Source organism: Sporosarcina sp. FSL K6-2383 (genome assembly GCF_038618305.1).
Lineage (GTDB): Bacteria > Bacillota > Bacilli > Bacillales_A > Planococcaceae > Sporosarcina.
In genome coordinates this window covers 2691092-2703979 of the sequence record NZ_CP152017.1, presented here as the reverse complement: position 1 = coordinate 2703979, position 12888 = coordinate 2691092, and the positions used below count along the sequence as shown (strand labels likewise).

The following is a 12888-nucleotide window of genomic DNA, read 5'->3' as shown; positions in this document are numbered from 1 at the left end:
TCAGCAAAAGTACACTTCTTTTGCTGATTAAAGTCAAAAACTGATGCACGTAAAGCGCATCAGTTTTTGTTCAACTTATTTTCTTCATCTACGAAGCTTAGATAATGTTTATATGCTTTGAAATTGAAAATCGCGACATAAGCGCCTAATCCGATGAATAGAGCTGCGATTACGTATGTCACAATGCCGCTAAATAGGATAAGTTGATTGATTCCAAAAAACAATAGGAGAGTACCTAGAGATGAACCGGCCATACTGGCAAACATTTTTTTGCGGATGGGGAAGACAGATTTTGTTCTGAATTGCCGCGTTTTAAAATAAAAATAAAAGACAAAAGAAGCAATAATAAGAAATACTAAAATGAAATTTAACATAAAAGCCCTCCATAAAATACAAACTCCTTATATTGTAGCGGCTTTTAGAACGAAATGCGACTCGAATCAATCGAGACCTGGAGGAATCGGACTTGAAAAGACAAATCATTGACACAATTGAAAAGTACGACAAAATTATCATTCACCGTCATGTAAGACCAGATCCAGATGCTTACGGATCTCAAATGGGCTTGAAGGAGTTAATACAAGCCAATTATCCATCGAAGCAAGTGTATGCGGCAGGCGCACATGAAGAGTCACTTACATACTTAGCACTTCCTGACCAGGTAGACGAAGCATTATATGAAGGTGCTCTTGTGATTGTCACAGATACAGGCAATACGGGACGAATTGATGGCGAATTTTATACAAAAGGCGATTTACTAATGAAAATTGACCATCATCCAGATGCAGATCCTTATGGTGATGTGAAATGGGTGAACACAGAATCAAGTTCAACTTCAGAAATGATCCATTCATTATTTGTGATCGGCCAGGCAGAGTATGGATGGAATATGACGACTGTAGCGGCTAGATTGTTGTTTGCGGGAATTGTCGGAGACACGGGACGCTTTATGTTCCCAAGTACGAAGGTACATACGTTTGAAGTTGCGAGTGATTTGATTAAATACGATTTTAATCGAACAGAGTTGTTTGCAGGAATGTATGAAGTGAATCGAGAGCTGCTGCATTTAAAAGGCTTTATGTATCAAAACTTCCAAATGGATGAGAACGGGGCGGCATTCGTCAAAATAGACAAGGCGATATTGGATCGATTTAATGTGACGGCTTCTGATACATCTCAGCTTGTAGGAGCACTTGGGGATGTCAAAGGAATTTGTGCATGGGTTATTTTCATTGAAGAAGAAGACCAGATACGTGTGAGATTACGTTCGAAAGGTCCTGTTATTAACCAATTGGCAGCTGAGTTTGGAGGCGGGGGTCATCCGCTGGCTTCTGGCGCATCAGTCCATTCATGGGAAGAAGCAGACGTAGTCATTGCAAAGCTAACACAATTATGTAAGTAAAAAAACGAGCGGAGGGATTGCGTTGAGACTTGTCTATCCGCAAGTAGTAACTGGCGCAGATCTTTTGCGCGGTATTATAAAACTCGATCGACTAGCCCCACTTCTACAGAGGAGAGGGGCTAGCTCTGTTGCTATCGTCAACTCTAAATTATATGGAGTACGTTCATTTTATAAAGTGATGACGAAGTATGGAATTCGTCCGGTTATTGGATTATCTATTTTTGTGGAAGTCAGCGAGACAGAAGCCGTTTTGCTATACATATATGCGAAGGATGATGAGGGCTACCATAATTTGTTGAAAATGAGTAGCGCCGTAGCTGTCAGAGACTCCGAAACACTACCGTTACAATGGTTAAAGGCCTATAGCTCAGGATGTATCATCGTTTGTCCACTAACGGATATTTCGTGGAATGGATTACGTACGACAGATGTATTTCAACAACTGCTGGCGAATTGTGGAAAATCGCAAATTGTGATTGGAATAAGCCGTTCTGGGGGTGTTAAGCATTCTGAAGAAGAAGCAATTGAAGCAATTGCAGAACTGGAACTGACAATGATTGTAGCTGTCCATGAAGCTCGCTATCTTATGCAGGAGGATGCTTTTGCCTATGAAGTTGCGGATGCAATTCGAACAGGGTATAAGCTGAATGATCCAGCAAGACCGACCGTCATGCAGCAAGCTGCCTATGTTCCAGAAGAAAGTGAGCTTGTCGAATGGTTTGCAGATAGACCACACTGGCTTGGAAATATGTCCGAACTGCTCTTAGCCTGTGAAGTTAGTTTACCTCCAAGCAAGTCGCTTATGCCGATATTTCCCGTTCCGACAGGAGAAACAGCTACCTCTTTATTAAACAAAAATAGCATCGCAGGTTTGCAACGAAGGCTTGGAACAGTAACAGAAGCTTATATGGAACGTCTACGCTATGAAATAACGGTCATAAGTAGCATGGGCTTCGCAGATTATTTCCTCATTGTTGAAGATTTCATGCGCTATGCGAAGGATAATCACATCCTAACCGGGCCGGGTCGAGGGTCTTCAGCAGGCTCGCTTGTAGCCTTTGCACTTGGCATTACAGATGTTGACCCTCTTAAATATGGATTATTATTTGAAAGGTTTTTAAATCCAGACCGTATTACAATGCCTGATATTGATATTGATTTTGCCGATAACCGTCGTACTGAAGTAATTGATTATGTCGCACAGAAATATGGTAAAACACATGTGGCACAAATTATTACATTTGGTACTCTATCTGCCAGATCTGTTGCGCGTAATGTGGCACGTGTATTTGATTTTTCGAATGAAGAAATGGCTTTTCTTTCGAAGGAGATTCCGAATCGACATGAGGGGACTTTGGAGGAAGCTGTTGTCCAATCGAAGGTACTACGTGACTGGATGGCTATAGATCCTGAACGTAGTAAATGGTTGGAGGCGGCATCGCTGATTGAAGGGCTACCCCGAAATGCATCGACACATGCGGCGGGTGTTATTTTATCGCCTGTGCCACTCGTGGAGGTTGTGCCGTTACAAAGTGGGGGAGATGATATTTACCTCACGCAATGGCCAATGGGAGATGTTGAAGCGCAAGGGTTATTGAAAATGGATTTTCTAGGCTTGCGCAATTTGACTTTATTGGATCGAATTCGCTCAATGATTGACTATGATCAGCGTATGCGCTTGGATTTTGAGGCAATCCCACTCGATGACGAAAAAACATTTGAACTGTTTCGAAAAGGTGATATGACGGGGATTTTTCAGTTTGAATCGGAGGGGATGAGGGAAGCGTTACGACTTATTCAGCCGACGTCGTTTAATGATATTTTTGCTATTAATGCGTTGTATCGTCCGGGTCCGATGGATCATATTCCACTATATAGCCGCAGGAAAAGTGGTAGCGAGAGCGTCACGTATCTTCATCCACAGCTGGAAACGGTGTTGAAAGAAACCTATGGCGTCATTATTTATCAGGAACAAATTATGCAAATCGCAGTTCGAATCGCGGGATTTACGATGGGTGAGGCCGATTTGTTGAGAAGGGCCATTAGTAAGAAAAATCGAGATATTCTTCAAAAAGAACGTGCGCATTTTACGCAAAGTGCAGTAAACAATGGGTTTCCGGAAAATGTAGCTGTCGCAGTATATGATTTGATTGTTAAATTTGCAGATTATGGATTTCCAAAAAGCCATGCAGTAGCATACTCGCTTATTTCGTACAGGCTTGCTTATTTGAAGGCTAATGAACCAGCCTATTTTTATGCGGCGTTGCTGTCAACGATGACAGGTAACAATCATAAAACGATGGAGCTACTGCGTGAATCGGAGGCGCATGGTGTCAAAATTCTTCCGCCGTCTGTCAAGAAGAGTCGATATATGTACACCGTGGAAAACGGAGCAATTCGGATGGGGTTAGGAGCCATTAAAGGTGTTACCCCTGTTTTTTTCGGGGCACTTAAAGAGGCAAGGAAGTCCAATGGGAGCTGGAGAACTTTATTTGATATGGCAGATGGACTTGGGGTGGAAGCCTTTACAGAGAAGGCAATCCTTCCTCTCATTAAAGCGGGGGCACTCGATGATTTTGGACAATCGCGGTCGGTACTACTCGCATCTATCAAAGGGGCAATCAGTCACCAGTTATTTGGCGGGGAAGCTAGTCCGAAGTATTCGCCTGCTAACGATCAGGAGCGTATGGAAATACTTGAATCTGAAAAAGAGGTGCTTGGCTTCTATCTTTCGGATCACCCTGTTACAGAAGTAAAAAGAGCAGCAGGCGAAGAATTTAACGCGATTGCAACGTTAGCTAGCGCTAAGGATCGTGAGCAAGTGAAAATTGCTGGCCTCATTACAGATATTAAACTAATTCGGACGAAGAAAGGAGAAGCGATGGCATTTGTCACCATCCAAGATGAAACGGCAGATATTTCGTGTACCTTTTTCCCGAGACAATATGCATCCTCGGTTAACCGGTTAGTTGAAATGACCATTATTCAACTGCTAGGGACTGTGGAACGTCACAGAGGGAAGCCGCAAATAATTGTGCAACAGTTAAAAGAATAACAAAGGGGCTTGTGCAATAAAGACAAGCCTCTTTTTAGAATTGGGAAGTTCCCATCTTTCACTTTACGCCACGCCCTCTTTTCTGTATGCTATAGAAAGAAGTGGTCTGACCACTTTTTGTTTCATTTGTTTATTTCATTATCCAGAGGGGTTCATGTATGCAAAATCCAAAACCGTCATCGAAGATGTTCCTCGATATTGTCGGTGAACTTAGAACAATTATTAAAGAAGAGGGCATTAAAACGGGTGGAAAACTACCATCAGAGCGAGAATTGGTGGAACGTCTACAAGCCGGAAGATCGACAATCCGCGAAGCGTTGCGTAGTTTGGAGCTGCTTGGATTGATTGAAACACGTCGTGGAGAAGGGACGTTTCTCGTCGATTTCCAAAAGCATCAGCTTGTTGAAGTACTGGCCGCATTTATCATGCAGCAACCGAAATCACTCATTGATGTGCAAGAAACAAGACAGATTCACGAAACAGCTGCGCTAATGTTAGTATGTAGGGATAGGTCACTACGCAGTTTGCCTGTATGGGAAAGTTTACTCGTTAAAATTGAAACAGATGGGCAAATTCTTCGAGAGGATCTCATTCGTGAAATGATTGTTGCGACTGGCAATAGATTGTCGCTTAAAATCTGGTTTTTATTGAAACAATATAGTAAGGTCCCTTACGGTGAAATGACAGCAGCCGATGAAAATAACATCGTAAAAGGTCTGCTTCAAAATGTGCTCGATGGTGATGAATTGAATGCGTTGCAAGCCTATTCGAAATGGATAGAACTAGTTGAAGGTGAAAGAGGGGAAAATAGTAATGATTCGCGATATATTCATGAAAAATAAAAAAAGGCATCCGATAACGATACCTTCTGATGATGCAAAAAATGATGTGCCTGAAGGAATTATGACAAAATGTCCGCAATGTAAAAATATTATTTTAACAAAGGATTTAATGAAAACATTAAAGGTTTGCCCGAAATGTGATCATCACTTAAAAATGACGGCGGCAGAGCGTGTAGATTGCTTATTTGATGAAGGCACTTTTGAGTCCATCGACAATCATCTGAAAACTGAAAATCCACTCCAATTTCCAGCGTATACGGAAAAGATTGAATCGGATGCTAAGAAAACAGGGCTAAATGAAGCAGTCTTAACAGGAACTGGGAAAATTGATGGCTATGAAGTAGCCGTTGCGATTATGGATGCCCATTTCCGCATGGGATCAATGGGCTCAGTTGTCGGTGAGAAAATTACACGTGCGATTGAAAAGGCAACAATGCTTGGTATTCCAATGATTATCTTTTCGGCGAGTGGCGGTGCTCGTATGCAAGAAGGTGTATTATCGCTTATGCAAATGGCGAAAACGAGTGTTGCACTGAATCGCCATGCTACGAAAGGCTTGCTATATATTTCTGTCATGACCTATCCAACAACGGGCGGTGTGTCGGCTAGCTTTGCATCCGTAGGTGATATTAATATCGCAGAGCCGAAAGCGCTTATTGGGTTTGCTGGTCGACGAGTTATTGAACAAACAGTTAGGGAGAAGTTACCGGAAGACTTCCAAACGGCTGAGTTTTTGTTGGATCATGGACAACTGGATGCGGTTGTTCATCGTAATGATATGAAAAATACATTGGCTAAAATTGCTCGACTTCATACGAAGGAGGCGAAGTGAGATGAGTAAAACGTTAGCATTCGAAGAACCAATCGTCAGACTTCGTGAAAAGATCAAAGAACTTGAAGAATTTACAGAGACGAACACAGTAGATTTATCTGAAGAGATAGGCACACTAAAAACACGTTTAGCGAGCCTAGAGGCAGATATTTATGGTAATATGGAACCGTGGGACCGTGTTCAAGTTGCCAGACACCCAGAACGTCCCACGACGTTGGATTATATAAATGAGTTATTTGAAGGTTTCATGCAGTTGCATGGGGATCGGACATTCGGTGATGATGCGGCTATAGTGGGGGGAATTGCCTCATTTGAAAAAGCTGCGATAACAATTATCGGTCATCAGCGTGGAAAAGATACGAAAGAAAATGTTAAAAGGAATTTCGGAATGCCTCATCCAGAAGGCTATCGCAAAGCGTTACGTCTAATGAAGCAGGCAGAGAAATTCGGGCGTCCGATTATTTGTTTCATCGATACGAAAGGCGCATACCCAGGTAAAGCTGCTGAGGAGCGTGGACAAAGTGAAGCGATTGCACGTAATTTAGTTGAAATGGCAGGATTGACAGTGCCGGTTATTTCGATTGTCATTGGGGAAGGTGGAAGTGGTGGTGCGCTAGCACTTGGTGTAGCGAATCATATTCACATGCTGGAGCATTCGACTTATTCTGTTATTTCTCCCGAGGGTGCGGCTTCAATTCTTTGGAAAGATTCAAGTCTTGCCAAACAGGCTGCTGAAGCGATGAAAATTACGGCACCTCATTTAAAGGAAATGGGCATTATTGATGATATTATTCCAGAGGTACTGGGTGGTGCACATCGTGATCTACAAATGCAGGCTAGCTATATCGGGGATGCCATTCGTGCTTCTTTGGAAAAGTTAGGGACACTTGACGGTGATGGACTTATTGAGGATCGTTACAATAAGTTTAGACAAATGGGTGTGTTTTCTGGCTAGGGAGTAGATGTGTGAAATCGCATCTACTCGTGTTCAATGGAAAACCAATTATACATATACGAGGAGCGATTTTAATGAAAAAGATTGCTGTTTTGACAAGTGGAGGAGACGCGCCGGGCATGAATGCGGCAGTTCGTGCGGTTGTTCGGAAGGCTATTTTCGAAGGGTTCGAAGTGGCGGGTATTTACAATGGTTATCAGGGACTGATTGAAGGGAAAATTGAGCTATTAGAGCTTGGTTCTGTTGGTGATATTATTCAACGTGGTGGAACGAAGCTCCGTTCTGCTCGTAGCGTGGAGTTCCGGACGCCAGAAGGAAGAGACAAGGCTGTCGAGCAATTGAAGGCACATGGTATTGAGGGAATTGTTGTCATTGGTGGAGACGGTTCATTCCAAGGTGCTTTTGAGTTGACGAAGCTTGGTATTCCTTGTGTAGGTGTTCCAGCGACGATTGACAACGATATTAAAGGAACTGATTTTACAATCGGCTTTGATACTGCATTGAATACGGTCATTGATGCAATCGATAAAATTCGGGATACAGCTTCATCACATGAGCGGACATTTATTGTAGAAGTGATGGGCCGTGACGCAGGTGACTTGGCTTTGTGGGCAGGACTTGCGGGCGGTGCGGAAACAATTTTAATACCGGAAGAGAAATATGATGTTCCAGCAATTATTGAAAGACTGAAAAGTGGCTCAGGCCGTGGCAAGAAGCATAGTATCATCATTGTTGCCGAAGGAGTTATGCCGGCAGTAGAACTAGCGGATTTGTTGAAGCGGGAAGCGGGTATTGATACACGTATTTCAGTACTTGGCCATATTCAAAGAGGTGGATCACCTTCCGCGCGTGACCGTGTAATTGCCAGCCAATTCGGTGCAAGAGCAGTGGAGGTCCTAAAAGAGGGCCGCGGTGGTGTCGCTGTAGGCATGAGAAACAATGGTATAGTGGAGTATGAATTAAAAGATGTTGTAGAAGCTAAGAATGAATGGAAATCAGAGATGTACAAGCTTTCAATAGAATTATCTATCTAATATAGAACTAATAATTTTATGTGACCAATGCGCGGGAGACTTTCCCAAGCACCGAGCGTTATTTGGAAAATTTATTTCAAAAGATCTATCTGAATGGTTTTATCATTGGAAAAGGGGCGAGAATAGATGAGAAAGACGAAAATAGTTTGTACAATTGGTCCTGCAAGTGAGTCACCAGAAATATTAGGGCAACTGATTGACGCGGGGATGAATGTTGCAAGGTTGAATTTTTCACATGGAGATCATGCAGAGCATAAGGCGCGTATCGATACGATTCGAAAAGTGGCCCATGAAAAAGGTAAAGTGGTCGGTATTTTGTTAGATACAAAAGGCCCTGAAATCCGAACACATTCTATGAAAAATGGCGAAGTTGATCTGGTCACGGGACAACATGTTGCTATTTCTATGCAAGAAGTCGAAGGGAATCAAAGCGTATTCTCTGTTAGCTATGAAAAACTAATTGAAGATGTTGAAGTAGGCTCAGTTATTTTACTGGATGATGGACTCATACAATTAGAGGTAACAGGAAAAGATGAAGCGCAAGGGCTTATCCAGACACTTGTTATCAATTCAGGTACATTAAAGAATAAAAAAGGTGTCAATGTCCCGGGTGTTTCGGTACAGCTTCCTGGAATTACAGACAAGGATGCAGCAGATATTTTGTTTGGGATTCAAGAAGGTGTCGATTTCATTGCAGCATCATTTGTTCGACGTGCTTCTGATGTCATGGAAATTCGTGAAATCTTAGAAGCAAATGACGGGGCTCATTTGCAAATTATTCCTAAAATTGAAAACCAAGAAGGCGTTGATAATATTGATGAAATCATTAATGTGTCTGACGGTTTAATGGTTGCGCGTGGTGATCTTGGGGTCGAAATTCCAGCAGAGGAAGTACCTATTGTACAGAAAGATCTTATTAAAAAATGTAATCAGGCAGGTAAACCGGTTATTACTGCTACACAAATGCTCGATTCAATGCAACGTAACCCGCGTCCTACACGTGCAGAAGCGAGTGACGTTGCGAATGCCATTATGGATGGCTCCGACGCTATTATGTTGTCGGGAGAAACAGCGGCAGGTTTGTATCCAGTTGAATCAGTCCGCACAATGGATCGTATTGCTACGACAACAGAAGATGCAATTGACTATCGTTCAGTCGTATCAACTCGACGTCGTGAAAAACATGGTAATATGACAGATGCGATTGGGCAAGCAGCGGCCTACACAGCTATTAACTTAAAAGTGAAAGCAGTTCTTGCACCGACCGAAAGTGGTCATACAGCTAAGATGATTGCTAAATACCGTCCGGGTTGCCCAGTTATTGCGGTGACATCTACTGAATTATGCTCAAGAAAACTGTCACTTGTTTGGGGCGTCTATCCGATTGTGGGTAAAAAAGTAACTTCTATTGATGAGGTTTTGCAGGAGTCTGTTGAAGAGAGTATTAAGCATCAATATGTTGGTCATGGTGATGTAGTGATTATTACTGCCGGGGTCCCAGTCGGTGAAGCTGGAACGACGAACTTGATGAAAATTCAAGTTGTGGGCGATCAACTTGCACGCGGGCAAGGAATTGGTAGAACGACTGCATTTGGTCGTACGGTTGTTGCCAGAAATGCAGCAGAGGCACTAGCGCTTGATACAACAGGTGCTATTCTTGTTACAGTTGGTTCGGATCGGGATATGATGCCTGCTATTGAAAAGTGTGCTGGACTCATTACAGAAGAAGGTGGACTCACTAGTCATGCGGCAGTCGTAGGACTTAGTTTAGGTATCCCTGTTATTGTAGGCGTTGAAAATGCAACAAAACTGATTAAGCATGGTAACGAAGTGACAATGGATGCTGAATCTGGTGTGATTTATAACGGACATGCAAGTGTCCTGTAATAATCAGTAATTAGTAAAGGCTGCTTCCGAATTGGTCGGTAAGCAGCCTTTTCACTTAATTCAGCACAAATACATTTGCTGAATTAAGTGAAAGCCACCGGCGGATGTCACAGATTTTGAAAGGAGTTAATTGAGCAAGCTCAATTCAAAATCTGGACGCAATCACGCTGAGGCGTGATTGATAATTAGGAGGTCGACTACAATATGAAATGGCTAATTCTTTCCTTTATTGCAATTCCAACTGCGGAGCTCGCTTTGCTAATCTATTCAGGGAAAACGCTAGGTCTTTTCCCTACGATTGCTATCATCCTACTAACAGGTGTAGGTGGTGCTTACATGGCGAAACGGCAAGGGATGAAAGCGTGGAATGAGCTGAGAACTCGAATGGCGACAATGGAAACACCGGGGAATGCCCTGATTGACAGTGTCTGTATTTTTTTTGGTGGTATCTTGCTCATCATGCCTGGCTTTATAACAGATATTGTTGGGATAATGCTGTTATTCAAAGGACCGAGAAACTTCATTCGTCCTTTTATCCAAAAGTGGATTTATAACAAAATGAAAAATGGCCGTATCATTATGATGTGAACAAGGGATGTTGTTTAATTTTCAGGGCGGCAAATAATAAAAACGGTGTGAGTAAAATGCCGGGTAATCCGAATAAGTAAACTGAGCATGCAGTAATGAAAAACGCATGGATTGGTTTTAATTGGAACGTGGAGGCCCACATATATGATTCGGCCATTTGACGGGTAATCATCGTAAACAAATAGAGCAAAATAAGCGTAATTCCAACATAAAGATTATTTGTATAGATGAAAAATGCTGCCATAGGTAGCAGGAACAAGCCAATTCCGAGAAAGGGAAGGCTGTCTGCAAGTGAAATTAAAAACGCCATACCAATGGGTGAAGTGAATCGAAGAAAGAAGAACCCAGCGGTGATAATTAAAAAGGTGAGGAAGAATAGCCGCATTTCCACGGCTATGAACGTGCCAATTAGTTGCCCAGCTTTTGTAAACATCCTTTTTGCAGGTTGGCGGACTTTGGCGGGAAAATAGACTAGAAACCAAAACCGATTTTTTCCAGATTCGCGAAGTGCAAAGAAATAAGCGATAAGGAATATAAAAAGGCTAAACAACTGTTGGAATATCATGCTAATCATTGTGACAGCATATTCCAGTATGGCATGTCCATATTGAACAACTTTATCTTCAAGAAAAACGAATAGCTTCCCCGCGATATTGGTATTTTTTGTGAACGGCGCAATATGACGCTCAATAGCGGGAATCGTGTCCATTAATCCGTGAAGTGCGACGAAGGTAAATGTACTAAATAGGAATATGATTAGGGTCATAACGAATAGTGTTGCAATCGTTAAAGGCAGTTTTATCATGGTGCGTAAAGACACCAAAATGGGTGCAGTAAAATAGGCAATAATGACTGCGATGGCAGCAGGAGGGACAAAAAAGAAAAGAATTGCTGTCATAATAACAGGTAGCCATTTAAATAATATTAATTGGAAAGTCTGTTGCTTGTCGCGGTTTGTAGCCATTTATCTCCCCCCTTTTTACAAATATAAAAACAAAAATAAGCGTAACCATTCACAAAGATGACGAAATTGATTATAATGGTCGTTGTAAGCGTTTTTAGATAGTATATTATTATTAGCAGACTGGCCGTCCTTCTTTTTTTAGGAATGAACGGCTACACTGAAAGAAGGAGCGATTTATATGACATCAACCAAAGGGTTGGAAGGAGTCGTAGCGACACAGTCAGCAATCAGTTCAATTATTGATGACACACTTACATATGTCGGCTATGATATTGACGATCTCGCAGAGAATGCCAGTTTTGAAGAAGTCATTTATCTTCTATGGCATCAACGTCTTCCAAAAGAGGATGAGCTTGCGGAACTGAAAAAACAGCTAGCAGATCATATGGCTGTTCCTCAAGAAGTACTTAATCATTTTAAAACGTATCCAATCCAAGAAGTACATCCGATGGCGGCACTTCGTACAGCTGTCTCACTTCTAGGATTATACGATGATAAAGCTGAAGATATGTCTGATGAAGCTAACTACGAAAAAGCGATTAAGCTTCAAGCTAAAATTGCGACAATCGTTACTTCATTTGCTCGTATTCGTAAAGGTCTTGAGCCAGTTGCTCCAAAAGCGGGTATTGGTTATGCTGAAAACTTCCTTTACATGCTTTCTGGTAAAGAACCAGCAGCAATTGCAATCGAAGCATTCGACAAAGCATTAGTTCTTCATGCTGACCACGAATTAAATGCATCGACGTTCACAGCGCGTGTCTGTGTTGCAACACTTTCCGATGTGTACTCTGGCGTAACAGCTGCGATTGGTGCACTTAAAGGACCACTTCATGGTGGTGCAAACGAGCAAGTGATGAAAATGTTAATGGAAATCGGTTCTGAAGAAAATGTAGAGCCTTACATCCGTGAAAAACTAGCAAACAAAGAAAAAATCATGGGCTTCGGGCATCGTGTATACCGTAAAGGTGACCCGCGTGCGAAGCATCTACGTGCGATGTCTAAAAAGTTGACAACATTACGCGGTGAAGAGAAATACTACAATATGTCAAATCAAATCGAAGCAATTGTTACGGGTGAAAAGAATCTACCACCGAACGTAGACTTCTATTCGGCATCGGTATACCATTCACTTGATATCGATCATGATTTATTCACACCTATTTTTGCAGTTTCCCGCGTATCTGGTTGGATTGCGCACATTCTTGAGCAATATGCAAACAATCGTTTGATTCGTCCACGTGCAGACTATATTGGACCGGGTATGCAGAAATATGTACCGATTAACGATCGTAAATAACAAGAAATGAAGCAGTAAGGTATTGACTAACT

General features: G+C 42.1%; 11 protein-coding genes. 9 read left to right on the top strand and 2 right to left on the bottom strand.

Going from position 1 to position 12888, the window contains the following annotated elements; translation table 11 throughout:
• Positions 1 to 59: 59 nt before the first annotated feature.
• The gene (locus MKZ10_RS13340; protein WP_342505433.1) at positions 60 to 374 is read right to left on the bottom strand and encodes a YtpI family protein; all 315 of its coding nucleotides are present in this window, start codon (positions 372 to 374) and stop codon (positions 60 to 62) included.
• Positions 375 to 466: 92 nt separating this feature from the next.
• On the opposite strand from MKZ10_RS13340, the gene MKZ10_RS13335 reads away from it, so the two are divergent.
• The 8 genes from MKZ10_RS13335 (at position 467) to MKZ10_RS13300 (ending at position 10595) form a co-directional block, all read left to right on the top strand.
• Positions 467 to 1402, top strand: coding sequence for a bifunctional oligoribonuclease/PAP phosphatase NrnA (locus tag MKZ10_RS13335; protein ID WP_342505432.1), 936 nt, complete (start codon positions 467 to 469; stop codon positions 1400 to 1402).
• Positions 1403 to 1424: 22 nt separating this feature from the next.
• A complete protein-coding gene (gene dnaE / locus MKZ10_RS13330) occupies positions 1425 to 4457 on the top strand; it encodes a DNA polymerase III subunit alpha (protein WP_342505431.1) in 3033 nt (1010 codons plus the stop codon).
• 158 nt (positions 4458 to 4615) lie between these two features.
• Positions 4616 to 5299, top strand: a complete 684-nt coding sequence (locus MKZ10_RS13325) for a GntR family transcriptional regulator (RefSeq protein ID WP_342505430.1) — start codon at positions 4616 to 4618, stop codon at positions 5297 to 5299.
• Complete coding sequence (gene accD / locus MKZ10_RS13320; protein WP_342510202.1) at positions 5289 to 6131, top strand: acetyl-CoA carboxylase, carboxyltransferase subunit beta; 843 nt, start codon at positions 5289 to 5291, stop codon at positions 6129 to 6131. Before MKZ10_RS13325 ends, accD begins: the two co-directional genes overlap by 11 nt.
• A gap of 1 nt (position 6132) precedes the next feature.
• Positions 6133 to 7086 carry an acetyl-CoA carboxylase carboxyltransferase subunit alpha gene (locus MKZ10_RS13315; RefSeq protein WP_342505429.1) on the top strand — a complete coding sequence of 318 codons (954 nt, stop codon included), beginning with the start codon at positions 6133 to 6135 and terminating at the stop codon, positions 7084 to 7086.
• Positions 7087 to 7160: 74 nt separating this feature from the next.
• Complete coding sequence (gene pfkA, locus MKZ10_RS13310) at positions 7161 to 8120, top strand: 6-phosphofructokinase (RefSeq protein WP_342505428.1); 960 nt, start codon at positions 7161 to 7163, stop codon at positions 8118 to 8120.
• A gap of 126 nt (positions 8121 to 8246) precedes the next feature.
• On the top strand, positions 8247 to 10007 hold the full coding sequence (gene pyk / locus MKZ10_RS13305) for a pyruvate kinase (RefSeq protein WP_342505427.1): 1761 nt from the start codon (positions 8247 to 8249) through the stop codon (positions 10005 to 10007).
• A 204-nt stretch (positions 10008 to 10211) separates the two neighbouring features.
• Positions 10212 to 10595: an FxsA family protein gene (locus tag MKZ10_RS13300; protein ID WP_342505426.1), complete on the top strand. Its 384-nt coding sequence runs from the start codon at positions 10212 to 10214 to the stop codon at positions 10593 to 10595.
• Here the strand turns inward: MKZ10_RS13300 and MKZ10_RS13295 are convergent.
• A complete protein-coding gene (locus MKZ10_RS13295) occupies positions 10585 to 11559 on the bottom strand; it encodes an AI-2E family transporter (protein WP_342505425.1) in 975 nt (324 codons plus the stop codon). The genes MKZ10_RS13300 and MKZ10_RS13295 overlap by 11 nt on opposite strands.
• Positions 11560 to 11737: 178 nt before the next feature.
• Between MKZ10_RS13295 and citZ the strand changes: the two genes are divergently transcribed.
• Positions 11738 to 12856, top strand: a complete 1119-nt coding sequence (citZ, locus tag MKZ10_RS13290) for a citrate synthase (RefSeq protein WP_342505424.1) — start codon at positions 11738 to 11740, stop codon at positions 12854 to 12856.
• Positions 12857 to 12888: the final 32 nt, after the last annotated feature.